This window comes from Thalassospiraceae bacterium LMO-JJ14, from assembly GCA_021555105.2.
Lineage (GTDB): Bacteria > Pseudomonadota > Alphaproteobacteria > Rhodospirillales > Casp-alpha2 > UBA4479.
Genome location: CP134604.1, coordinates 1,825,894 through 1,848,316, shown reverse-complemented (window position 1 = coordinate 1,848,316; position 22,423 = coordinate 1,825,894). Strand labels below are relative to the sequence as shown.

Sequence of the window (22,423 nt, the reverse complement as noted above, 5' to 3'; positions counted from 1 at the left end):
TTTAAATTGTAACTTCATTACGCTAATGTGGTTTGCAGCTTGCAGGGGGCACGAACAAACATGGCATCGGTAAACGTCGAACCGTACCTGAAGATCAAAGACGTCACGAAGAAGTTCGGTGATTTCACAGCGCTTAAGAATATCTCGCTCGAAGTCTTCGAGAAGGAGTTTGTATGCTTCCTCGGCCCGTCCGGTTGCGGCAAGACCACCCTGCTCCGCGCGATTGCCGGCCTGGATATTCAAACCAGCGGCCAGATTTTTCAAAAGGGGCGCGATATTTCCGCGCTGCCCCCGTCGTCCCGCGATTTCGGGATCGTCTTTCAATCCTATGCCCTGTTTCCGAACCTGACGGTGCGCCGCAATGTGGCTTACGGGCTGGAAAACCAGAAACTCCCGAAACAGCAAACCAACCAGCGTGTTACGGAACTGCTGGAACTGGTCGGCATGCCGGAACAGGAAGACAAATATCCGGCACAATTATCGGGTGGCCAGCAGCAACGCGTCGCCCTCGCACGGGCGCTGGCGACGGAACCCGGTCTTCTGCTTCTCGATGAGCCGCTGTCGGCACTCGACGCCAAGGTCCGCACACACCTGCGCCACGAGATCAAGGAACTGCAGCACAAGATCGGTATCACGACGATCATGGTGACTCACGATCAGGAAGAGGCCCTGACCATGGCCGACCGGATCGTCGTCATGAACAACGGTGTGATCGAACAGGTCGGCTCGCCTTATGAAATCTATAGCGAGCCGGCGTCCCCGTTCGTCGCCGACTTCATCGGCACGACCAATTTCATCGAAGCGACCCTGCAATCCGAAAATGCAGCGCGGATCGGCACGATCGATATCGCACTCAGCGACGTGCCGCCGGGGCTGCAAACCGGCAGTGACATCGTCCTTTGCATTCGCCCGGAAAACATCCTGACCGGCAGCCGTGCCAGCGGCGCCGATAACCAGATCGACCTGACAATTGAACATGTCGAATTCCTGGGCTCCTTCCACCGCGTTCATACCGTGCCAGTTAACGGTGCCGAGTCGGAACTGATGGTCGATGTCTCGGTTGCACGGGCGCGCGAAATCGACATGACGCCGGGCGGCAAAATTCACCTCGCCCTGCCCGCCGACCTGACAATTGTGTACCCGGCAAGGAACTGATTTTTACGTATGACCGATACCATTGCCGCCACTTCCCGGCCTGTTAAGGCGAAAGTCAGCCGCGACGACATCGTCATGCGCGCCTCGATGGCCGCAATCGCGCTATTTCTGCTGATCGGCATCGCGTTTCCGCTTTATGCCCTGCTCGAGAAAAGTTTTCAGAATTCGCACGGTGAGTTTGTCGGCCTCGCCAACTACATCACCTATCTGACGACGCCCGCACTGTCATGGTCGATCGGCAACAGCTTCAAGGTCACGCTTCTTGCCTCGGCGATTGTAATGGTCATTGCCTTTATTTACGCCTATGCCCTGACCCGCTCGTGCATACCGTTCAAAAGCATTTTCAAGGGTGTGGCCCTGATCCCGATCCTGATGCCGTCATTGCTGCCGGCAATCTCGCTGGTGTTTTTCTTCGGCAACCAGGGCATCATCAAGGAATGGCTGTTCGGCGCCGAGCTTTACGGCCCCATCGGCATCGTCATGGGCGAGGTATTTTACGTTTTCCCGCACGTCATGACGATAATGCTGATCGGCATGTCGCTCAGCGATGCCCGCCTTTACGAGGCCTCGGAAGTTCTCGGCGCAAGCAAGATCAAGACGTTCTTCACCGTGACGCTGCCCAGCATGCGTTATGGGCTGGTGTCCGCGTTCTTTGTCGCCTTCACCCTGATCATCACCGATTTCGGCGTCCCCAAGGTCGTCGGCGGGCAATACAACGTGCTGGCAACGGATGTCTACAAACAGGTCGTCGGCCGGCATGATTTCCAGATGGGTGCCGTGGTCTCCATGGCCCTGCTGATCCCGGCCGCCTTTGCCTTCGTCGCCGACCGGCTGGTGCAGCGCAAACAGGTGGCCCTGCTGTCAGCCCGCGCCGTACCTTTCCAGCCGAAACCGAACCGGCAGTTCGACATGATCATGCTGGCGTTTTGCTGCCTGGTCGGTTTTATCATCGTTTCCATTCTGGCGATGGCCATATTCTCATCGGTCGTCACCTTCTGGCCCTACAACCTGAGCCTGACAACCAAGCACTACAATTTCGATCTGATGGACGGCGGCGGCTGGGCGTCTTATTTCAACTCTATCGAACTGGCGACGTGGACCGCGATTTTCGGCACGGCAATCATCTTCTTCGGCGCCTATCTGGTGGAAAAAAGCCGCGGTTTCAAGACCGGCCGGACGGTGATGCAGGCTCTTTGCATGGTGCCGATGGCGGTGCCGGGTCTCGTGCTCGGTCTTGCCTATGTATTTTTCTTCAACCACCCGTCGAACCCGCTGGGCTTTCTGTATCACACCATGCCGATCCTGGTGATCTGCACGATCACGCACTTTTATACGGTCTCGCACCTGTCGGCGGTGACGGCGCTGAAACAGATGGACCCGGAATTCGAGGCCGTCTCGCAATCCCTGAAGGCGCCGTTTTACAAGACCTTCTGGCGTGTCACCGTGCCTGTATGCACACCGGCGGTGCTTGATATTTCCATGTATCTGTTCGTCAACGCCATGACCACCGTGTCCGCCGTGGTGTTCCTGTATTCATCCGACACGACGCTGGCTTCGGTGGCCGTGCTGAACATGGACGATGCCGGCGACCAGTCTCCTGCTGCCGCCATGGGCATGATGATCGTCAGCACCGCAGCCGGCGTGCGGTTGCTGCACATGCTACTGACGCGCGGCATACAACGGCGCACCCAGGCCTGGCGAAAACGCTGATTTTCGTTACGCAGGCCTTTTTATTTGTGGACTTTTGACCGTTTATGCCCGATAAAGTCCGCATTCGCGAACGATTGATCATCCTGCGGAGAGAAACATGACGACTTCAGACCGAGATCCTTGGCTTCTGACCCCTGGCCCCCTGACCACCAGCGCAGAAACCAAGCAGGCGATGCTGCACGACTGGGGCTCGCGCGATGCGACATTCATCGAAACCAATGCCCGCGTTCGGGCCAATCTTTTGAAAATCGCCAACGCCGAAGGCACGCATGTCTGCGTCCCGGTTCAGGGCAGCGGCACGTTTGCCGTCGAAGCGACACTCGGTACGCTGATCCCCAAGGACGGCAGAGCCCTTGTTCTGATCAACGGTGCATACGGCCAGCGCATGGTGAAAATCCTCGGTTATGCCGGGCGCACTTGCACAACGTATGAAACGCCGGAAGATACTCCGCCGGACCCGGCGTATCTCGACAAGATACTTGCCGAAGATCATGACATCAGTCATGTGCTGGCGGTTCATTGCGAAACCACGTCGGGCATCCTGAATCCGATTGCCGAGATCGCCGAGGTCTGCGCGCGACATGGCAAAAGTCTGATCATCGACGCTATGAGCGCTTTCGGTGCCATCGATCTCGATGCCACAAAGGTGACGTTCGATGCCGTCATGGCGTCATCCAACAAGTGCCTTGAAGGTGTCCCCGGCATGGGCTTCGCGCTGATCCGCAAATCCGCGCTCGAAGGATGCAAGGGCAATGCCCATGCGCTCAGCCTTGATCTGTACGATCAATGGGTGGCCATGGAAAAGAACGCGCAGTGGCGCTTTACACCGCCGACTCATGTCATCGTCGCTTTCGATGCGGCGATCCGGCAGTTTCTGCAAGCAGGCGGTGTCCCTGGCCGTTTCAAGCGCTACATGGAAAACCGCGACATCCTGATCGACGGCATGCGCAGCCTCGGTTTCGAAACCCTGCTGCCCGATCACCTGCAGGCGCCGATCATCATCACCTTCAAAATGCCCGAGGATCCGAATTTCGATTTCGAGGTGTTTTACGATCACCTCAAGGACCAGGGCTACATCATCTATCCCGGTAAGCTGACCGTCGCACCGTCATTCCGGATCGGCTGCATCGGCGCGCTCGGAGCCGAACAAATGCAGGGTGCACTCGGCGTCATCCGCAACGTGCTCAGCGATATGGGGGTCCAAAACGGACGCCCTGCCGCCGCCTGACAAGCAAGTAAGAGAGAGTTGGAAACATGAACAGCATCAACAAAACCGTGACCGTGAACGGCCGTACATACAACTGGCCAAAAACACCTGTCGTGGTTGTCTGCATCGACGGCTCCGAGCCGGATTACATCGAACAGGCGATTGCCGGCGGGCATATGCCGTTCCTTGAAAAAGCTCTCGAAAAAGGTGCCGATCTGCGCGCGCATTGTGTCGTGCCGAGCTTCACCAACCCGAACAACCTGTCCATCGTCACCGGCCAGCCGCCGGCGGTGCACGGTATCTCGGGCAACTTCTTCCTCGACCCCGACAGCGGCGAGGAAGTGATGATGAATGACCCCAAGTTTCTGCGCGTCGACACCATCTTCAAGGCTTTTCACGATGCCGGCGCAAAGATCTGCGTCATCACGGCGAAGGACAAGCTGCGCCGGCTGTTGGGTCATGGCCTCGACTTTTCAAGCGGCCGCGCGGTCAGCTTCTCGTCCGAAAAAGCGGACGAGACGACGTTGGCGGAAAACGGCATCGACAACGCCCAGGCCATGGTCGGGCGGGAAATTCCGTCCGTTTATTCCGCCGAGCTGAGCGAGTTCATTTTCGATGCCGGCGTCAAGCTGATGGAAAGCATGCGCCCCGATCTGATGTATCTGTCGACCACCGATTACATTCAGCACAAGCACGCCCCCGGCACCCCCGTCGCCAACCAGTTCTATGCGATGATGGACGGTTATTTCGCCAAGCTCGACGCCATGGGCGCAACGCTTGCGCTGACCGCCGACCATGGCATGAACGCAAAATTCAATGCCGATGGCGAACCCGATGTGATTTACCTGCAGGAAGTTCTCGACGACATGCTGGGTGTGGAAAAGGCGCGTGTGATCCTGCCGATCACCGATCCTTACGTCGTGCATCACGGCGCGCTCGGTTCTTTCGCGACGGTGTATCTGAAGGGCGACGACGACGCTGCGGATGTTGCCGACAGGCTTCGCGAGATCGACGGAATCGAACGTGTTTACCCGCGCGCCGAAGGCTGCCGCATCTTCGGGCTGCCCGAAGACCGTCTGGGCGACCTGATCGTCGTTTCCGGGAAATCCAAGGTGCTCGGCACCAGTGCCGACCGTCACGATCTGTCGCAACTGAAAGAACCGCTGCGTTCGCACGGCGGGGTCACGGAACAGACCGTGCCGCTGATCGTCACCAAGCCGCTGGGCGAGCTGCCGGGCGGTCGTCAGCTGCGTAACTTCGACATCTTCGATGTCGCTCTCAATCACGTTTCCTGAAAATCGGAGAATTTCATCATGGACGCGCACTCAGAACAAACCTTCCAGCCCCGACACGAAACCATGCGGATCGCGGGCCAGCACGTCGACAGCGATGAACGTATCGAGGTTCTGAACCCCTATGACGGCAGTGTTGTCGGTACGGTTCCGAATGCGGATCCGGCACAGATCGCCGATGCCTTCAAGAAGGCCGCCGCGTTCAAGCCGAACCTGACCCGCTACGAGCGTCAGCAGATCCTGATGAAAACGGCGGAGCTTCTGGTTGCCCGCAAGGACGAGATTTCCGATGTGATCACGGCGGAATGCGGTCTGTCCAAGAAAGACAGCCTGTACGAAGTCGGGCGCGCGTTCGATGTGTTCCATCTTTCCGGTCAGCTGTGTATTCAGGATGACGGCGAGATTTTCTCCTGCGATCTGACGCCGCACGGCCAGCGCCGCAAAATCTTCACCCAGCGCGAGCCGCTGCTCGGCGTGATTTCCGCCATCACCCCGTTCAACCACCCCCTCAACATGGTTGCGCACAAGATCGCGCCGTCCATCGCCACCAACAACCGGATGGTCTGCAAGCCGACGGAACTGACGCCGCTGACCGCCATTCTGCTGGCAGACGTGCTGTATGAAGCCGGCCTGCCGCCGGAAATGTTCAACATCGTCACCGGCCTGCCGGGGAAAATCGGCGATTCCATGATCACCGACCCGAACATCGATCTGATCACCTTCACCGGCGGTGTACCGGTCGGCAAGATGATCGCCGAAAAAGCGGGATACCGCCGCACCGTGCTCGAACTGGGCGGCAACGCGCCGTTCATCATCATGGAAGACGCCGATATCGACCGTGCCGCCACCATGGCCGTTGCCGGTGCAACCAAGAACTCCGGCCAGCGCTGCACGGCGGTGAAACGCATTCTGGTGCACGAAAGCATCGCCGACGCATTCGCCGCCGCCTGTGTCGAGAAGGCCAAGAAACTCAAGGCCGGCAATCCGACCGACGCCGACACCGATGTCGGCTGCGTCATCACCGAAAATGCCGCCATCACCTTCCAGCGCCGCGTCGATGACGCGGTCAAGGCAGGTGCCACGCTGCTGCACGGCAATGACCGCGAGGGTGCGATCTTCCCGCCGACCGTTGTCGATCACGTGACGCCTGAAATGGAACTGGTCACCGAAGAAACCTTCGGTCCGGCCATCCCGATCATGCGTATCAAGGATATCGACGATGCCATTCGCGTAGCCAACGGCACCAACTTCGGCCTGTCGTCGGGGGTCGCCACGAACCGCTTTGATTACATCACGCGGTTCATCAACGAACTGCAGCACGGCACCGTCAACATCTGGGAAGTCCCGGGCTACCGCATCGAGATGTCGCCTTTCGGCGGCGTCAAGGATTCCGGTCTCGGCTACAAGGAAGGCGTCATCGAAGCGATGAAGAGCTTCACCAACGTCAAAACCTTCTCGATGCCGTGGCAGTGATTTCCACTTAAGTACACCATCCGATCAAGCCACCCGATGTCACCCCGGCGAAAGCCGGGGTCCAGGGTGCAATCAATGTACTTTGAAAACTGGATTCCGGCCTGCGCCGGAATGACGACGTATTAGCCAAAACGTTCTTTGACTTCACCAAACACGCTCTCCCAATCGCCGGGTGACGGCTGACGCACAAGCGTCATCCCCGGATACCAGGGCGTCGTGTCCCCTGCCGTTCCCCAGCGCCATTCGGCCACATGCGGCAGAACGGCAAAGGCCCCGATGCCGAGCGCGCCCGCCAGATGCAGGGGCGCGCTGTCGCACGACACAACGCAATCCAGTCCGCGCATCAGCGCCGCCGTATCCGCAAAATCGCCGATATCCGCCCCGGGGTCGATGATCCGTGCCGCGCCTTCGGTCATCGCCAGTTCCTCGGCGCCGCCTTCTTTCTGCAAAGACACTAGGTGCACATTGTCCAGAGCGGTCAGCGCCATGAACGGCGCCAGCCCCGGTGAGCGAACCGCATCGCGGGGGTGGTCCGGGCTGCCGCGCCAGGCGATGCCGATCTTCGCTCCTGATGGCCAAGCGGCGGATATCCGCTGCCATTTCGCCCGCCTGACCGGCGGCGCCGTCAGGTACGGTACGTCGGCGGGAATGCTCTCAACCGTGGTGCCGAACAGTCCCGGCAGGCTGAGCAAGGGTACGTGAAAATCGATTTTCGGAATTGCGTCCCCCGGCGCGATGACGGCATCGACATCGGGCATGGTCTCTATAAGCGGGCGCAGACTGTCGGCGCATTCGAACACGACATCCGCCCCGAGTTTCTTCAGCATCGGCAGGTAGCGGCAGAACTGCAGGGTATCGCCAAGCCCCTGTTCGGCATGCACCAGTATGCGCTTGCCGGTCGGATCGCCGCCGTCCCATATCGGCACCGGCCAGTCGCGCTGCAATTTCCTGAACCGCGCCGTTTGCCAGCGGTATTCGTAATCCCGCCAACCTTCGACAAAATGCCCTCTGGCCAGCAGCGCCATGCCGCGGTTGCGGCGGATGTCGGGGGCTTCCGGAGTCAGTTCCATGGCACGATCGTAGGCACGCAGCGCTTCTTCGAGATTGCCCGATTCTTGCAAAGCGACCGCCAGATTCCCCCACACCGTGGCCTGCGCCGGATCGATCGCGAGTGCCGCGCGGTAATGTGCGACGGCAGCCTCGAAATCCATGTCGTCGCGTGCCAGATTGCCGAGATTGCAGTGCCCTTCGACAAAATCCGGGTTAAGCGCAACGGCTTTGCCGTAAGCCTGCTTCGCCGCCGCCCCGTCCCCCGCTTCATGCAAGGCGACGCCAAGTCCCAGGTGCGCACCGGCCAGGTTTGGCGACAGGGCAATGGCGCGTTGAAAAGCGTTCACGGCGTCATCGTGGGCCGGGCCGTACAGGTCCTGCAACGCAAGCCCCAGATTGACCCAGGCTTCCGCCGACGCGGGATCGAGTTCGAGCGCAAGATTGGCCCGCGCCCGCGCCGCATCGGCTTCGCCGGCACCAAGCAACGCGGACGACAGATCGGCATGCAGGGCGGCGCTGTCCGGTTCCAGCTGCACGGCATGCCGGAAGGCCTCGACCGCGGCTTCGTCATTGCCGGAAGCTTTCAGGACCCGGCCCAGATTGGCGTGATACAGAACCACCTTGCCATCGAACCCGATCGCCTGCGAAATCAGCGCGACGGCACGGTCATTGTCGCCTTGCTGATGCGCGATCAGCCCGGACAGATGCAGCGCATCGGCGTGCCCGGGCGCCACGTCCAGAATCGTTTGATATGCCGCCGCCGCCTGCCCGAGATTCCCCGCCTGATGCAGAGCGATGCCGCGTTTCAGCGTTTCGGTGAGGTCGATTTTCATATTGCGGTGGAAATCCTCATCAAAGCGGCAATTTATTGACCGGATATAGCTCTGGCAGCAAACCTGCGCTTGGCGCAAGGGCCTTGGCGACCTTAAAATAGCATAAACCACAATACCTTCGGTTGCAGGGGTCGACAGTTATCTGCGTCACAGTTTTCGTTAAAAGGGGGCCGTAATGAATGCGCGCAAAGTAAAATCCGTCGCCGATGCCAAGGCCATCATCCAGCAGCGCAAGCTGGAGTACGTCAAGGTCGGTGTCTTCGATATCGACGGCATCATGCGCGGCAAGTACATGAGCAAGGACAAGTTCCTGTCCTCGCTCGAAAAAGGCTTCGGCTTCTGTGACGTGGTCGTCGGCTGGGATTCCTATGACCAGTTGTATGACAATGCGCAGATCACCGGCTGGCACACCGGCTATCCCGATGCGGAGGTGCGGCTACTACCGGAGTCCTGCCGCGACATCGCCTGGGAAGACGGCATGCTGTTTTTCCTCGGTGAATTTTCCGGCAGGTACGAGGACGTCTGCCCGCGCGGCACGCTGCGCCGCGTACTGGCCCGCGCCGAGAAACTCGGCTACACGGTGAAGGCCGGTTTCGAGTTCGAGTTCTTCGTCTTCGAGGAAACCCCGCACAGCGTCCGCGAAAAGAACTACCGCGATCTGAAACCGATACAGCCCGGTTATTTCGGTTATTCGGTGTTGCGCAACACGGTCGAAAGCGATCTGTACCGCGAACTGCTCGACGGCTGCCTGGCCATGGACATGCCTTTGGAAGGCCTGCACGAGGAAACCGGCCCCGGCGTCCTCGAGGCTGCGATCACGGTCGATGATGCCCTCGCCGCCGCCGACAAGGCCGCGCTGTTCAAGACCTTCGCCAAGATCATGGCGCAAAAGCACGGGCTGATGGCGACGTTCATGGCCAAGTGGTCTGCGGACTGGCCCGGTCAGTCAGGCCACATCCATATCTCGCTGGCCAAAAAAGGCGCCGGAAAAGCGGCCGGAAAGCCGGTGTTTTACGACGCCAAGAACCCGGACGGCATGAGCAAGACCATGACCCAGTTCGTCGCCGGGCAGCAGAAACTGATGCCCGAGTTCCTGTCCATGATCGCGCCGACGGTCAACAGCTATACCCGGCTGATCCCCGGCTTCTGGGCGCCGACGGATGCAACGTGGGGGGTCGATAACCGCACCACGGCGCTGCGCGTCATCAAGGGGTCGGAAAAGTCGCAGCGCGTCGAATACCGTGTCGCGGCTGCCGACTGTAACCCTTATCTGGCGCTGGCCGCGGCGATTGCATCGGGACTGCATGGTATCGAAGCGGGCCTGACGCCGGAGCCCAAGATCGAAGGCAATGCCTACGATCAGAAATTCCCGAAACGTCTTGCCCTGCCGACGACGCTTTTCGAAGCCGCAGGACGGCTGAAAGCGTCAAAGGTCGCCCGCGACATGTTCGGCGACGTGTTCGTCGACCATTATGCGGCGACGCGTGAATGGGAAGAACGCGAATTCAGGCGCCACATCACCGATTGGGAGATGGAACGCTACTTCGAAATCATATAAGAGTGCATCTCCGGCTGACCGCTTGGCGGCAGCCCGCGTAATCAAAACAACCATCGGAGGACACGCCATGCGTTTTGCCGTCCTTTTTGTTTTTATGCTCATCCTTGCTGTGCCGCTCAGCGCGCAGCAGCAGAATTCCGACGTCGTGGCCACGGTCAGCCGCATCGAAAAAGCCGCCGTCGCCATGCAGGATGCCTTCCCGCGTCCGCTTGAGCTTGGCAGCGAAGTTCAGCTCGGCGATATCGTCTCGACCGGCAAGGAGGCGCGCCTTGAACTGACGTTTTCCGATGGCACGACCGTCAAACTCGGCGAGCGGACGCAATTTTCCGTCGTCGAATTCGTCGTCGAGCAGAACGGCGGCAATGCAGTCATGCGCCTGATGAAGGGGGCGTTCGAGATGAGCAGCGGCTCACTGCTTAAACTCGCCGACTCCTCGATGGTGGTGCAGACGGAAACCGCGACGATCGGTATTCGCGGCACCCGGTTCTGGGGCGGACGGCTCGACGGCGACATGGAAATCGCCCTGCTCGACGGCAAGGGAGTCTATGTCGAAAACAAGGGCGGACGCGTGGAATTGACGGATATCGGCTCCGGCACCCTGATCGCCGATTTCAACACGGCGCCGACGGCGCCCGTGGATTGGGGGTCGCAGAAACTCAGCCGCGCCGCCGCAACGACATCCTTCAGAAACTAAAACCTCAATGGCAACCAGGAGTTATCTTATATGAGCAATGCCATCGCCCTTTCCGGGAACTGGAGCTATCCGACCTCTATCCGTTTCGGTAACGGGCGCATTTCCGAGATCGGCAAGGTCTGCAAGGCACAGGGGATGACCCGCCCGCTGCTGGTCACCGACCCGGGCCTGGCCGGATTGCCGATGATCCCTGCGGCATTGTCCGAACTCGAAGCCGCCGGCGTCAACGGCGCCATCTTTTCCGAGGTTCAGGGCAACCCGGTCAGCGCCAACGTCGACGCCGGTCTTGAAGTCTATCGCAACGGCGGCCACGACGGCATTATCGCGTGGGGTGGCGGCAGCGCCATGGATTGCGCCAAGGTGATCGCGCTGATGGTCGGGCAAACCCGTCCGATGTGGGACTTCGAGGACATCGGCAGCAACTGGAAGCTGGCCGACGAGGACGGCATCGCGCCGATCGTCGCGGTACCGACCACCTCCGGAACGGGGTCCGAAGTCGGACGTGCCGGGGTCATCACCGACGAGCGCACGCACACCAAGAAAATTATCTTCCACCCGAAACTGATGCCCGCCGTCGTGATCTGCGACCCGGAACTGGTACAGGGCCTACCGGCGAACATCACGGCGTGGACCGGCATGGACGCGCTGGCGCACTGCCTGGAAGCCTATTGTGCGCCGTTCTATCACCCGATGGGTGAAGGTATCGCCGTCGAAGGCATGCGCCTCGTCAAGGAATGGCTGCCGGTGGCGGTCAAGGACGGCTCCAACCTGACGGCACGCGCACACATGATGTCCGCCGCCGCCATGGGCGCGGTCGCGTTCCAGAAAGGCCTCGGCGCGATCCATTCGCTTTCGCATCCGGTGGGGTCTGTCTACAACTCGCACCACGGTCTGACAAACGCCGTGTTCATGCCCTATGTCCTGGCGTTCAACCGCGACGCCATCGATGAGAAATTGGCCCGCCTTGCCCGCTGGCTTGGTATCGGCGATAGCTTCGACGACGTGCAGGCATGGGTGCTCGAACTCAGAAAAGAGTTCGACATCCCGCATAGCGCGGCGGAACTGGGCGTCGATTCGGACCGTCTCGATGAGCTGTCTAAAATGGCCGCCGAAGACCCGACGGCGGGCGGTAACCCGATTTTCGTCGGCGAGAAGGAAATGCGCCAGATGTACGACGCGGCCATGGCGGGAACGCTCTAGGCGTCCTGCGCGCCTTCGCGGCACGCACGGATCACGTCGCGCCATAACTGTTGCTGGTCGAACGGGCGCCCGGTTTTCGGGTCGGCGCGTTTGGGCGACCAGCCGATGGTCTCGAAGTGATCGGCGCGGCCCTCCGTAAACGTTTCGCCCCAACGCGATGACGCCACCGACACCATGCCGTCGTTGGGGCCTTCGAGATCGAATATGCGTTTCTGGCGGCGCTTCAGGATCAGCGGCATTTCCGCCCTTTCGCGCGAAAAGCCCCACGACAGGTAGCGCACATCGGCGCGGTCCGGCGTGCGTGCATTGAAGGCCCTGGCCCCGGCGGACGTCAGGTCGTGAAAGGCCGGGGCGAACTGATCGACGAGCCAGCCCGGCAGCCGGGTCTCGGCGGACAGCGCACGCTCGGCCAGGGGCGAGCCACGGTGCGGGGTGGCGATGCTCACAACCGTCCGGATGCGTCTGTCGGGGTCGTGATGCGCCGCCAGGGCACGCGCCACCAGACCGCCCATGCTGACCCCGACGACCGCCAGTTCCGGCATCGGCATACGTGACATCTCGGCGGCCGCGCAGGCGGCCCGGGCCTCGATCCCGGCGCGTCCCGGCATGTGCGGTATGATGGCCGTAGCCCCCGTCTCACTGAGCACCTCACTCAGCCCACGGAAGTACTCAAACCTCATCCCTGCGATCCGCGTTTCCGCGCGCCCGAGAAAACCGTGCAAAAAAATGAAACCGGGATTGCCGTCAGTCATGCGCAAACCTAGCCGCTCGGCAGCGGTTCGCAAACATCGTAAACGGCACTGCCTTATTGACCGTAAGGACGATCCGGTGTTCCTTGAAGCGAAACCGGGCTGGTCGCCTTTACGACATTCTTCGCCGTCATCGGCCCGATTGATGTTGCCGCGATCTATGCCGGGCTGACGGCGGGCATGCCGGCGCAGCACCGCCGCCGCACCGCGGTCAAGGGCGTCCTTGTCGCGACCGGGATCCTTCTGGCGTTCGCCTTTTTCGGTAAGTCGGTACTGGGGTATCTGGGATAACAGTGAAGATTACAGTGACAGTGCATTTAGACGAGACGCACCTCGTCGCGGCCATGGCCTACGTGGCCTTGAATCCGGTTCGGGCAAGGCTGGTCGGGCGGGCCGAGGACTGGCGCTGGTCCTCGATCCATGCCTACCGCCGCCCGGGCACGAGCGACGGCGTGACCGACTGCCATGCGGTCGCGCCCTATATTGAAGCCGCGATGCGGATCATCGCGACCGGCGAGGAGGATGCGCGCTTCATGTCCTTGCGCCGTTCGGAAAGTATCGGGCGTCCCGTTGGGGATGACGATTTCATCCGCGCGGCGGAAAAGCGGACCGGCCGCGCTTTGAAGCCGGCCAAACGCGGGCCGAAGCCCAAAAGCGGAACAGGAAAGCAACGGGAACGGTGACAATTTCATGCACTGTCACCGTAATCCTGAAATCGGATCGAGCCGTCACCATTGTATGTCGTATAGGTGACATACCGAACATACCTTTGCTCAGCCGGATCGTATTCAATAGGTGAGTATGTTCTGACTATTCTTCCGTTAGCCATCCACTCTATGCTCCAGAAATAACATTAGATGCAAGCAATATAATAATAATAATTATTAATAAAACCGATATGAAGATAATTACTGCATGCTTATTTGATTTTCCATCAAATAATGAATAATAAAATCTCTTTATTGTTTTTCTAAAAAGAAAAACTGAAATAATTAGAGGCATTAACACGTAAATATATGTGTACAGCAATGTGCGCACTTCTAATCCAAAACATACTTTAAGAAGCTATCACCACTCCACCACCACCATGCCTTCGCCGGACGGCGCGGGTTGCAGGGTCTTGATCTTGCGCCCGGCGAAGACTTTCTCGCGCAGTTCCTTCATCGCCTCTTCCTGACCGCCGAACGGCGCGATCATGTCCATCCGCCAGAGGTTGTCGCCGTTTTCCCGGTGGGCATTATTCGGCTTGCCGTTTCCATGAGCGTCAGCTTTCTTGTCTGATTTCCTTGCAATCTTCGGCTGAATCAATTTCTTGGTCAACCTGGGAGAATGCGAAGAACGTGGGTAGCCTGACACTCCTATTGACCGGCCAGGGCACATCCGCTGAACTTAAGGCCGACAGGGGTAATGATGGATATTTCGCCGAAAGTCATCGAAACCGGGCTCGTCGCCTTCACCACGTTCTTCGCCGTCATCGGGCCGATTGACGTCGCCGCGATCTATGCCGGGCTGACGGCGGGGATGCCGGCGGCGCACCGCCGCCGCACCGCGATCAAGGGCGTCCTTGTCGCGACCGGGATCCTTCTGGCGTTCGCCTTTTTCGGCAAGTCGGTACTGGGATATCTCGGCATCACGCTGGCGTCCCTGAAGACCGCCGGGGGGATTTTGCTGCTGCTGGTCGGCATCAACATGGTGCTGGCGCATTCGTCGGGCATCAGCTCGACCACCGATGACGAAGCCGAGGAGGCCGCGCACCGCACCGACATATCGGTGTTTCCGCTGGCAACGCCCCTGATTGCCGGGGCCGGGACCATGGGCGCCGTGGTGCTTTTGATGGCCGACGCACATGGCGACACGTTGAGGACCGCAGCCGTACTTGGCGCACTGCTCGCCAATCTGTGCCTTTCGATGATTTTCCTGCTGATGGCGACGCAGATACAGAAACTGCTCGGCGTCACCGGGCTGAATGTGATTTCGCGCGTGGTCGGGGTTTTACTGACGGCGCTCGCCGTGCAGTTCATCTTCGACGGCATTCGCGGCAGCAATCTGTTGCAGGGGATCAGTTGAGCGTCAGGCTTTCGACCCAGTTGCGAATCTCGCGGCAGCGCTGATCGGCATCCAGGATGTCATCGTCGATCCCGAGCCGCCACCTGAGGTCGAGGCGGGTCGGATCCTGATGCAGCGCGGATAACTCGTTGCAGTAGCGCTCCAGATCATCGGCGTCGACGAAATACCCCTGGCTCAGCATATCGTCCTTGTAGCGGCGATAGAGGTTCGCCAGATGCGGCACGTTGAATTCCGGATGGTACTGCACCCCCCAGAAAACCCCCGCCCCCTTGCGGATGACGGCGGCCTGCACGGCGGAATGCGCGTTTTCGGCCAGCACCACGGCGCCGCTCGGCAGGTGCGTGACCTCGTCATAATGAATGCACGGGCTGTCGAAGACGCTGGGTTTGTCGCAATAAAGCGCATGTCCGCGCCCTGCAGGAGTCAGTGAAATCTTGCGCGCGACCCCGACTTCCCGGCCGCGCGGGCTCTTGTTGACGGCGCCACCCGTCGCCGCAGCGGCGATCTGCAGCCCCCAGCAACTGCCGAGCACGGGCAATCCCGCGTCCAGCGCTGCGCGCATCAGATCGACCTGACGCGTGACCTCGGGCTCGGGATCGAAAGCGTGCAGACCCGAGCCGCCCATCACCATGCCGTCGAAATCGCCGAGCGCGACGCCCTTGGGCAGATAATCGTCCGTATCCGCCGGATACACCGTCACCAGGTCCGCGTCTGGGAACATGCGGCGAATTTCATTGGCGTACAGCACCGCCCCCAACTCGCCGCCGACCGCCAGCATGGCATCGTTGCGGTCTTTGGTATTGCCGTCGGCAATGAGAATTTTCGGTGCGCGCTTCATTTCTTATGCCTCGCTTAACGCGTCAATGATGCCGCACAGATCGTCGTGCGTTGTACAAACCGCGTCGGCGGACGTCGAATAGCGGTCGGCATCGCGTTTCGCCGTATATAAAATCGCCTTCATGCCGAGCGCCTGCGCGCCCTTGATATCCTTGTTGTCGCGGTCGCCGAGATGCACCATCTGCTCGAACGGGACATCCATCTGCCGTTGCGCGGCTTCGAACATGGCGGCATCGGGCTTCGAGCGGCCGACTTCGTCGGAAAAGGCGAAGCCATTGAAATATTGCAATAAATCATGATGCGCGAGAATCTCCCTGAGGCCCGTTCCCGGCGTCACGATGGTGTCTGAAATCACGCAAAGCTTGTATCGGGTGCTGAGCTCGCGAATGGCATCGCGCACGCCCGGCAGGATATCGGGCGGCATATCGACCTCGAGCCGTTCCATCGCCGCGGACAACGAGTCCAGTTCGTCTTCCGGTAAAGGGCGAGCGAGCCCCTTCAGCACAACTTCCAGACGCTCGCGATTGGTCCAGGTTATGCCCGCTTCCTGCCAAACCTTGTAGAAGGCCGCATTGGCGGTGGCGTAGGCGATATCGACTTCCGCGCGGCTCGTTTCGTAACGGCGTTGCAGCGCGTCCAGCAGAAGCCTGTGACGGGTTTCCGGCTTGCTTTGAAGCCCTTCGGCGGCGCGCCGGACTTCATCCGATTCGTCGTCGAAAACAGTATCCCAAAGATCGAACGTGACGGCCTTGATGCTCATGTGCGGGATGTTGGCGGCGCGAATGGCAGACGTCAATAAGCATGCGCCGGATATTTGCTCAGCGCGCCACCGCCGCCAACCGTTTGGCGGCCAAATCAAGCTGGCTTGCGTTCATCTGTTTCGTGACACGCGCCAGCGCATACTTCACATCGTAGGTGTCCTCGTGCGCGGTGATGGCCGACGCTTTCGGAAGTGCGCGTTTATACCAGACCCAGGCTTCGACCAGGTCGCGCTCCACCCCCCAGCCGGCTTCGTACATGGACCCCAGCAGATACTGCGCGACGGGATGACCCTGTTCGGCCGCTGTCCGGTAATAGCTCAGCGCCGTTCCGTAATCCTGCGGTGCGCCGAGCCCGCGGAAAAACCCTTCGCCGACCTTGAAGTAAGCATCGGCGTTGCGCGACAGGCGCGAAGCGACGCTATACCATTCCTGCGCCCGGTAATGGTCCTGACGGACGCCGTATCCCTTGGCATACAGATCGCCGATCCCGACCTGCGCCGGGGCATAGCCCTTATCGGCCGCCTTGCGGTACCAGATCATGGCTTGTTTGGGGTCCCGGAACTGTTCGGGGCCGCTGACGAGCGAGCGGGCATAACGCGTCCAGTCCGCGACACCGCCGCCTTCGGCAGCGCGTTTTTCGGATTCCAGGGTCAGTTTATAGGCTTCAATCGCCTGTTCTTCAGGATCCGGCGTGCGATCGCCATGGAATATCCAACCGGCGGTGCCGGAGAAAATCAGGCATACCAGCACGGTCCAGAATATGAATCGGAACGTCATGCGCCCTCAGCTTGAGCCCGGAACCGGGTCCGGGCTGAACAGGTTCATTTCGCCAGGTTGTGTTCGTTGCGGTCAACCCGCTGCTGGTTCTGATTGGGGCCATGCGGATTGGCACGGTCATAACAGGTCACCCCGCCGAGATCACGGTAACAGTATATATCCTGGCGGATTTGCGGCATATCCTCGACGCAATACGTCAGCCCCTGATCCCGTCTGAGGGTCGAGCAGTTCTTGCCGCTGCTGAGCGAGACAATATGATCGACGACGGTTTTGTCCGAACCCATAAGGGAAACGCCTTCTACGGAGCCTAAAGTGACCGGATCACAAGCCGTTACAAAGAGGCTGGACATCAAAACAAAGGCAGCGACAAGCAGCTTGGCTGTCTTTTTCATGGCTATGGGGCTCCTGTTAACACTGCGCATTGTTGCCTGAAAATGGTTAATTCGATGTTAATAAACGCTCTTCTGGCCTTCCAGGAAAGTCCTGCTTAAGCGGCTGCAATCGTTTGCCTTTCAAGTGCCGCCCCGATATGTTTGGGCGCTTTCAATATGGCCTTCCGCATCAGCAGGGCCGAACGAACGGAGACGACCTTGGCCGAGCCGGAAGACGACGCCCTAATTCGCGAAATCGACGATGAACTGCGTCAGGAACAGGCGCACAAACTTTGGCAGGCATACGGCAAGTATGTGATCGGTGTCGCTGTCGCCGTGGTTGTTGTCGTGGCCGGCTATCAGGGCTGGCGCGCATATGACCGCAGCGTCCGCCAGGAATCCACCGACCGCCTGATCGGCGCGGCGACGCTGGCACAGGAAGGCCAGACGGAAAGCGCCATCGACAGCCTGGCGAAGCTTGAAAAAGACGGCCTCGGCAAGATCGAGGTTCTGGTCAAACTGCGCCATGCCGCGCTGATTGCCAAAAGCGGTGACGCTCAGAAAGCCGCCGATCTGTATGCAGGGATTGCCGCCGACAACAACGTTGCGTCCTCTTTCCGCGATCTGGCGACGATCCTCGGAGCCGTGCAGATGCTCGACATCAGCAAGGACAATGCCCAGGCGGTTATCGACAAGCTGCAGCCGCTGACATCCGCCAACAACGACTGGCGCAATTCGGCACGTGAAGTTTCCGCCATTGCCGCCCTCAGCATCGGTCAGACGGATAAAGCCAGGGAATGGCTCGAAGCGAACGCACTGGACCCGAAAGCCCCGGGCGGCGTACGCTCAAGGGCTCAGGAACTGTTACAAGCGATCGGCCAATGACATTCACCGCGCGACAGCTTCGGGTTGCTTCCAGAACCGGCATTCATGTTCTCATGTTGATGACCGTGGTGGCGCTCGGCGGCTGCGGTTCGCTGAGAGACTGGGACCCGTTCAGCCAACGCGAAAAGCCGCTGCCGGGTGAGCGCATTGCCGTGCTTACCAACGAACGGAGTCTGCGTGCGGATGTCGCGCCCGGCGAAGCGAATATTGTGCTGCCGGCGCCAAGCCCGAATGACAGCTGGCCGATGGCCGGCGGTTACGCCAATCACGCGATGCATCACATTACCGTCCGTGACAATCTGAGCGAAGCCTGGAGCCGGGACATCGGCGCCGGTGCCGACGATGAACTGCGTTTCGTTGCGACACCGATCGTCGGGGACGGCGTGGTTTTCGCCCTGGATACGGAATCGCAGCTTTCGGCCTATACCCTGCAGGACGGCGACACCCTGTGGAGCGCCGATCTGGAACCCGACATCGATGACGAAGGCCATATCGGCGGTGGTATCGCCTATGAGCGCGGCCGGGTCTTCGTGGCGACCGGCTTCGGGGTGGTTTTCGCCGTCGATGCGAAAACCGGCGAAACGATCTGGCAGGAAAAAGTCGGTATCCCGATGCGTGTTGCCCCGGCGGTTCGAGGCGGCCGCGTCTTCGTCGTCACCGTGGACAATAACCTGATCGTGCTCGATGCACGCGACGGCCAGACAATCTGGACACACGCCGGCAGCCAGGAAACCGCTTCGCTTTTGGGCGGAGCGAGCCCGGCCATCGATAGCGGCATTGTCGTCGTCCCCTATTCCTCGGGAGAGATCTACGCGCTGCGCGCCGATACCGGCCGCGTGCTGTGGCAGGACAATCTGGTTTCGATCCGCCGTACCGATGCCGTCGCGTCGCTGGCGCAAATTCGCGGCCGGCCGGTCATCGATCGGGGCCGGGTCATTGCCATCAGCCATGCCGGCGTGATGGCGGCCATCGATTTACGGACGGGCCGGCGCGTCTGGGCCCGTGAAATCGGCGGCACCGAAAGCCCATGGATTGCCGGCGATTACATTTTCACGATCACCAACGAGAACGAACTGATTTGCGTTTCGCGCGATGAAGGCAAGGTTCTATGGGTGACCGGCATGCCTCGCTTCGAGGACCCGGAACACAAAGAGGACCCGATTGTATGGACCGGGCCGATTTTGGCCAGCGACCGTCTGATCGTCGCCGGATCGAACGGCGAAGCGTTGGCTATTTCGCCTTATGACGGGCGTCTGCTTGGCATCGTGGAGATGCCGGACAGTGTTGCCGTGCCGCCGATCGTCGCCAACGGCTCCGTGATTTTCCTGGCCGACGATGCTGACCTTGTTGCCTATCGGTGACACAGGCATCGGGCCGGATCTAAAAACATGACCTTTACGCTCGCCATCATTGGCCGACCCAACGTCGGAAAGTCGACGCTGTTCAATCGTCTGGTCGGCAAACGTCTGGCTATTGTCGATGACACGCCCGGTGTCACCCGCGACAGACGCGAAGGCGAAGCCTCGATTTCCGATCTGAAATTCCACCTGATCGATACCGCAGGTCTTGAAGAAGCCACGGACGACAGCATCGAAAGCCGGATGCGCATGCAGACCGAGCAGGCCGTGGCCTCGGCCGATGCCGCCCTGTTGCTGATCGACGGCCGCGCCGGCGTAACGCCGACCGACAGCCATTTCGCGCAGTGGCTCAGGAGCCAGAACACACCGGTCATCCTTGCCGTCAACAAGTGCGAGGGCAAACAGGCCGAAGCAGGGCTGTATGAGGCTTACAGGCTTGGACTGGGCGACCCCATCCCGCTTTCAGCAGAGCACGGGCTCGGTCTGGACGAACTTTACGACGCACTGGTGCCGTTCCGCGAACAGGCAAAAGCCGAAGCCCTGCGCGCCGCCGTGGATGAAGACGCGCCTCTATCGGACAGCGGCGAAGAAGACGACGACGAAGCCGTTCTTTCATCGCCCCTGCAACTGGCCATCGTCGGCCGCCCGAATGCCGGCAAGTCGACGCTGGTCAATCGCCTTCTGGGCGAGGAACGTATGCTGACCGGCCCCGAGGCCGGCATTACGCGCGATGCCATCGCCACTTCGTGGACCTGGCAGGACCGGGAAATCCGTCTCGTCGACACGGCCGGTCTGCGCAAGCAGGCGCGGGTCGAGGAAAAACTGGAATACCTCGCCGTCAACGACACCTTCCGGGCGATTCAGTACGCACAGGTGGTGGTGCTGGTGATCGATGCGGAGCAGTCGCTTGAGAAACAGGACCTGACCATCGCCCGCAAGGTGGTCGAAGAAGGACGTGCGCTGATCATTGCCGTCAACAAATGGGATACCGTCAAGAACCGCAGCGAAGCGATGGCGCAGATCAATGACCGCCTGCAGACGTCTTTGCAGCAGGTCAGAGGCGTGCGGGTCGTCACCATGTCGGCCAAGACCGGGCGCGGTGTCGACAAGCTTTTACCCACCGTGTTCGAGGTGTTCGATCTCTGGAACACGCGCGTCCCCACGGGGGCACTGAACCGCTGGCTGTCTCGTATGCTGGAAGCGCACCCGCCGCCGATGGGCTCGCACGGACGGCGCCTGACGATCCGCTATGTCACGCAGGCGAAATCGCGTCCGCCGACGTTCTATCTGTTTTCGTCGACCGCGGGGAAGCTGCCGGACAGCTATCTGCGCTATCTGGCAAACGGGCTGCGCGACGACTTCGGTCTCGACGGCATACCGATCCGCATTCACACCCGCTCGGGCAAGAACCCGTACGCCTGAGCGCCCGGGTTTCGGGATTTCCAGCTTATCGTTATACTCCGCGACGGTATCAACGAACGGGAGGTCCTGATGAAACTGACAGGCATCAACCACTTAGCCTTCATCACACCGGACATGACCGGGACCATCCGCTTTTACCGCGATCTGCTCGGCATGGAACTGCAGGCCGGTATCGGGCACGACGGCTACCGGCATTATTTCTTCCAGTGCGGCAACACCCAGGTCGCGTTCTTCGAATACGACGGCGCCAGCGTCATGGAAGAAAAATTCCACGGCAGCCCGACCGCAAAGCCGCTGGGCTTCGATCACGTTTCCTTCACCGTGGCCTCGCGCGAAGAACTTTTCGCCTTCAAGGACAAGCTGGAAGCAGCAGGCCTTGAGGTCACCGGCGCCATCGACCACGGAACGCTGTGGTCGATTTATTTCTTCGATCCGAACAATATCCCGCTGGAGATCACCTGGGACTGCCTTGAAATCCTTACCCCCCCGGCGATTGAGGATGACGATCCGATCACCATCGCCGCAGAGGGTGCGCAGGCGCAGCCCGGCCACTGGCCGGATGTCAGCAAACCGACACTGCCGTCCGAAATGACGGCGCGCCCCGGTAACGGCCACGCCATGCGGGAGTCTTTCCTGAAATCGGGGATTGCCCGGATGAAGGATGATTATGCGGCGGTGGTGGGCGGCGCAAAGTCCGACGCGGCGGAATAGATTCCGTTTCTCACCCCCCGCCGCGATGATAGGCGCGGTCGAACTGCGCCAGAAAAGCTATCCGTTCTTCCTCGGAATAGCCGGTGAAAGAAAGCGTCACATCGGTCGCCGCAATCCGCATCAGGGCGATCTGGCGCATGGATTCAGGCCCAAGCTCGATTTCGATATGCTTGCCGTGTCCCTCTTCGATCCGGACTTTGGTGTCGTGAACCCAGAAGTGATGGGTTTTCACGGCGCGTGGCAGAAGCCGGACGAATTCCGCATGCGTGATCCCCATCTGTTTGGTCACGGTGATAGGATCGAGCGTCATCGG

Annotated in this window: 23 protein-coding genes; 15 read left to right on the top strand and 8 right to left on the bottom strand. The window is 60.2% G+C overall.

Features of this window, described 5'->3' with window-relative positions; translation table 11 throughout:
• Positions 1-60: 60 nt before the first annotated feature.
• From L2D14_08875 to phnY, 5 genes are all read left to right on the top strand, one after another.
• Complete coding sequence (locus tag L2D14_08875) at positions 61-1,155, top strand: putative 2-aminoethylphosphonate ABC transporter ATP-binding protein (protein WNK01534.1); 1,095 nt, start codon at positions 61-63, stop codon at positions 1,153-1,155.
• 9 nt (positions 1,156-1,164) lie between these two features.
• Positions 1,165-2,865, top strand: coding sequence for a putative 2-aminoethylphosphonate ABC transporter permease subunit (locus tag L2D14_08870; protein ID WNK01533.1), 1,701 nt, complete (start codon positions 1,165-1,167; stop codon positions 2,863-2,865).
• A gap of 97 nt (positions 2,866-2,962) precedes the next feature.
• Positions 2,963-4,093: a 2-aminoethylphosphonate--pyruvate transaminase gene (locus L2D14_08865; protein ID WNK01532.1), complete on the top strand. Its 1,131-nt coding sequence runs from the start codon at positions 2,963-2,965 to the stop codon at positions 4,091-4,093.
• Between the two features lie 26 nt (positions 4,094-4,119).
• Positions 4,120-5,367, top strand: a complete 1,248-nt coding sequence (gene phnA, locus L2D14_08860) for a phosphonoacetate hydrolase (GenBank protein WNK01531.1) — start codon at positions 4,120-4,122, stop codon at positions 5,365-5,367.
• Between the two features lie 18 nt (positions 5,368-5,385).
• A complete protein-coding gene (gene phnY, locus L2D14_08855; protein ID WNK01530.1) occupies positions 5,386-6,837 on the top strand; it encodes a phosphonoacetaldehyde dehydrogenase in 1,452 nt (483 codons plus the stop codon).
• A 122-nt stretch (positions 6,838-6,959) separates the two neighbouring features.
• On the opposite strand, the gene L2D14_08850 is transcribed toward phnY, so the two are convergent.
• Complete coding sequence (locus L2D14_08850; protein WNK01529.1) at positions 6,960-8,720, bottom strand: tetratricopeptide repeat protein; 1,761 nt, start codon at positions 8,718-8,720, stop codon at positions 6,960-6,962.
• A gap of 175 nt (positions 8,721-8,895) precedes the next feature.
• Here L2D14_08850 and L2D14_08845 point away from each other — a divergent pair, with 175 nt between their 5' ends.
• From L2D14_08845 to L2D14_08835, 3 genes are all read left to right on the top strand, one after another.
• Positions 8,896-10,278: a glutamine synthetase gene (locus tag L2D14_08845; GenBank protein ID WNK01528.1), complete on the top strand. Its 1,383-nt coding sequence runs from the start codon at positions 8,896-8,898 to the stop codon at positions 10,276-10,278.
• Between the two features lie 67 nt (positions 10,279-10,345).
• Positions 10,346-10,972, top strand: a complete 627-nt coding sequence (locus tag L2D14_08840; GenBank protein WNK01527.1) for a FecR family protein — start codon at positions 10,346-10,348, stop codon at positions 10,970-10,972.
• 30 nt (positions 10,973-11,002) lie between these two features.
• Positions 11,003-12,172 (top strand): iron-containing alcohol dehydrogenase, encoded by a 1,170-nt coding sequence (locus L2D14_08835; protein ID WNK01526.1) that lies wholly within the window; start codon positions 11,003-11,005, stop codon positions 12,170-12,172.
• Here L2D14_08835 and L2D14_08830 read toward each other — a convergent pair.
• Complete coding sequence (locus L2D14_08830; GenBank protein ID WNK01525.1) at positions 12,169-12,924, bottom strand: alpha/beta fold hydrolase; 756 nt, start codon at positions 12,922-12,924, stop codon at positions 12,169-12,171. The genes L2D14_08835 and L2D14_08830 overlap by 4 nt on opposite strands.
• Before the next feature lie 99 nt (positions 12,925-13,023).
• Here L2D14_08830 and L2D14_08825 point away from each other — a divergent pair, with 99 nt between their 5' ends.
• Positions 13,024-13,212, top strand: coding sequence for a MarC family protein (locus L2D14_08825; protein ID WNK01664.1), 189 nt, complete (start codon positions 13,024-13,026; stop codon positions 13,210-13,212).
• Positions 13,213-13,226: 14 nt separating this feature from the next.
• Positions 13,227-13,604 carry a hypothetical protein gene (locus L2D14_08820; GenBank protein ID WNK01524.1) on the top strand — a complete coding sequence of 126 codons (378 nt, stop codon included), beginning with the start codon at positions 13,227-13,229 and terminating at the stop codon, positions 13,602-13,604.
• A gap of 385 nt (positions 13,605-13,989) precedes the next feature.
• Here the strand turns inward: L2D14_08820 and L2D14_08815 are convergent, their stop codons facing one another.
• Complete coding sequence (locus tag L2D14_08815) at positions 13,990-14,241, bottom strand: toxin-activating lysine-acyltransferase (protein WNK01523.1); 252 nt, start codon at positions 14,239-14,241, stop codon at positions 13,990-13,992.
• A 90-nt stretch (positions 14,242-14,331) separates the two neighbouring features.
• Here L2D14_08815 and L2D14_08810 point away from each other — a divergent pair, with 90 nt between their 5' ends.
• Positions 14,332-14,988 (top strand): MarC family protein, encoded by a 657-nt coding sequence (locus tag L2D14_08810; GenBank protein WNK01522.1) that lies wholly within the window; start codon positions 14,332-14,334, stop codon positions 14,986-14,988.
• Here the strand turns inward: L2D14_08810 and L2D14_08805 are convergent.
• From L2D14_08805 to L2D14_08790, 4 genes are read right to left on the bottom strand one after another with little or no spacing between them, the layout of a single operon-like run.
• Complete coding sequence (locus L2D14_08805; protein WNK01521.1) at positions 14,981-15,826, bottom strand: type 1 glutamine amidotransferase; 846 nt, start codon at positions 15,824-15,826, stop codon at positions 14,981-14,983. The genes L2D14_08810 and L2D14_08805 overlap by 8 nt on opposite strands.
• A gap of 3 nt (positions 15,827-15,829) precedes the next feature.
• Entirely contained in the window at positions 15,830-16,621 is a 792-nt protein-coding gene (locus L2D14_08800) for an HAD family hydrolase (GenBank protein WNK01520.1), read from the bottom strand.
• A 22-nt stretch (positions 16,622-16,643) separates the two neighbouring features.
• A complete protein-coding gene (locus tag L2D14_08795) occupies positions 16,644-17,363 on the bottom strand; it encodes a tetratricopeptide repeat protein (protein ID WNK01519.1) in 720 nt (239 codons plus the stop codon).
• A 44-nt stretch (positions 17,364-17,407) separates the two neighbouring features.
• A complete protein-coding gene (locus L2D14_08790) occupies positions 17,408-17,647 on the bottom strand; it encodes a hypothetical protein (GenBank protein ID WNK01518.1) in 240 nt (79 codons plus the stop codon).
• Between the two features lie 306 nt (positions 17,648-17,953).
• Here L2D14_08790 and L2D14_08785 point away from each other — a divergent pair, with 306 nt between their 5' ends.
• From L2D14_08785 to L2D14_08770, 4 genes are all read left to right on the top strand, one after another.
• Entirely contained in the window at positions 17,954-18,619 is a 666-nt protein-coding gene (locus L2D14_08785) for a tetratricopeptide repeat protein (protein ID WNK01517.1), read from the top strand.
• Positions 18,616-19,980 (top strand): PQQ-binding-like beta-propeller repeat protein, encoded by a 1,365-nt coding sequence (locus L2D14_08780; GenBank protein ID WNK01516.1) that lies wholly within the window; start codon positions 18,616-18,618, stop codon positions 19,978-19,980. The genes L2D14_08785 and L2D14_08780 overlap by 4 nt, the downstream gene beginning before the upstream one ends.
• A gap of 27 nt (positions 19,981-20,007) precedes the next feature.
• The gene (gene der / locus L2D14_08775; GenBank protein ID WNK01515.1) at positions 20,008-21,399 is read left to right on the top strand and encodes a ribosome biogenesis GTPase Der; all 1,392 of its coding nucleotides are present in this window, start codon (positions 20,008-20,010) and stop codon (positions 21,397-21,399) included.
• A 69-nt stretch (positions 21,400-21,468) separates the two neighbouring features.
• Entirely contained in the window at positions 21,469-22,110 is a 642-nt protein-coding gene (locus tag L2D14_08770; GenBank protein WNK01514.1) for a VOC family protein, read from the top strand.
• A gap of 10 nt (positions 22,111-22,120) precedes the next feature.
• On the opposite strand, the gene L2D14_08765 is transcribed toward L2D14_08770, so the two are convergent.
• Positions 22,121-22,420, bottom strand: coding sequence for a hypothetical protein (locus tag L2D14_08765; protein WNK01513.1), 300 nt, complete (start codon positions 22,418-22,420; stop codon positions 22,121-22,123).
• Between the last annotated feature and the right edge of the window lie 3 nt (positions 22,421-22,423).

What these genes read in the sequence shown, in the direction of transcription:
- L2D14_08875 (WNK01534.1), top strand. Translation starts at nt 61, where the DNA reads ATGGCATCGGTAAACGTCGAACCGTACCTGAAGATCAAAGACGTCACG.
- L2D14_08870 (WNK01533.1), top strand. Translation starts at nt 1,165, where the DNA reads ATGACCGATACCATTGCCGCCACTTCCCGGCCTGTTAAGGCGAAAGTC.
- L2D14_08865 (WNK01532.1), top strand. Translation starts at nt 2,963, where the DNA reads ATGACGACTTCAGACCGAGATCCTTGGCTTCTGACCCCTGGCCCCCTG.
- phnA (WNK01531.1), top strand. Translation starts at nt 4,120, where the DNA reads ATGAACAGCATCAACAAAACCGTGACCGTGAACGGCCGTACATACAAC.
- phnY (WNK01530.1), top strand. Translation starts at nt 5,386, where the DNA reads ATGGACGCGCACTCAGAACAAACCTTCCAGCCCCGACACGAAACCATG.
- L2D14_08850 (WNK01529.1), bottom strand. Translation starts at nt 8,720, where the DNA reads ATGAAAATCGACCTCACCGAAACGCTGAAACGCGGCATCGCTCTGCAT.
- L2D14_08845 (WNK01528.1), top strand. Translation starts at nt 8,896, where the DNA reads ATGAATGCGCGCAAAGTAAAATCCGTCGCCGATGCCAAGGCCATCATC.
- L2D14_08840 (WNK01527.1), top strand. Translation starts at nt 10,346, where the DNA reads ATGCGTTTTGCCGTCCTTTTTGTTTTTATGCTCATCCTTGCTGTGCCG.
- L2D14_08835 (WNK01526.1), top strand. Translation starts at nt 11,003, where the DNA reads ATGAGCAATGCCATCGCCCTTTCCGGGAACTGGAGCTATCCGACCTCT.
- L2D14_08830 (WNK01525.1), bottom strand. Translation starts at nt 12,924, where the DNA reads ATGACTGACGGCAATCCCGGTTTCATTTTTTTGCACGGTTTTCTCGGG.
- L2D14_08810 (WNK01522.1), top strand. Translation starts at nt 14,332, where the DNA reads ATGGATATTTCGCCGAAAGTCATCGAAACCGGGCTCGTCGCCTTCACC.
- L2D14_08805 (WNK01521.1), bottom strand. Translation starts at nt 15,826, where the DNA reads ATGAAGCGCGCACCGAAAATTCTCATTGCCGACGGCAATACCAAAGAC.
- L2D14_08795 (WNK01519.1), bottom strand. Translation starts at nt 17,363, where the DNA reads ATGACGTTCCGATTCATATTCTGGACCGTGCTGGTATGCCTGATTTTC.
- L2D14_08790 (WNK01518.1), bottom strand. Translation starts at nt 17,647, where the DNA reads ATGGGTTCGGACAAAACCGTCGTCGATCATATTGTCTCGCTCAGCAGC.
- L2D14_08780 (WNK01516.1), top strand. Translation starts at nt 18,616, where the DNA reads ATGACATTCACCGCGCGACAGCTTCGGGTTGCTTCCAGAACCGGCATT.
- der (WNK01515.1), top strand. Translation starts at nt 20,008, where the DNA reads ATGACCTTTACGCTCGCCATCATTGGCCGACCCAACGTCGGAAAGTCG.
- L2D14_08770 (WNK01514.1), top strand. Translation starts at nt 21,469, where the DNA reads ATGAAACTGACAGGCATCAACCACTTAGCCTTCATCACACCGGACATG.
- L2D14_08765 (WNK01513.1), bottom strand. Translation starts at nt 22,420, where the DNA reads ATGACGCTCGATCCTATCACCGTGACCAAACAGATGGGGATCACGCAT.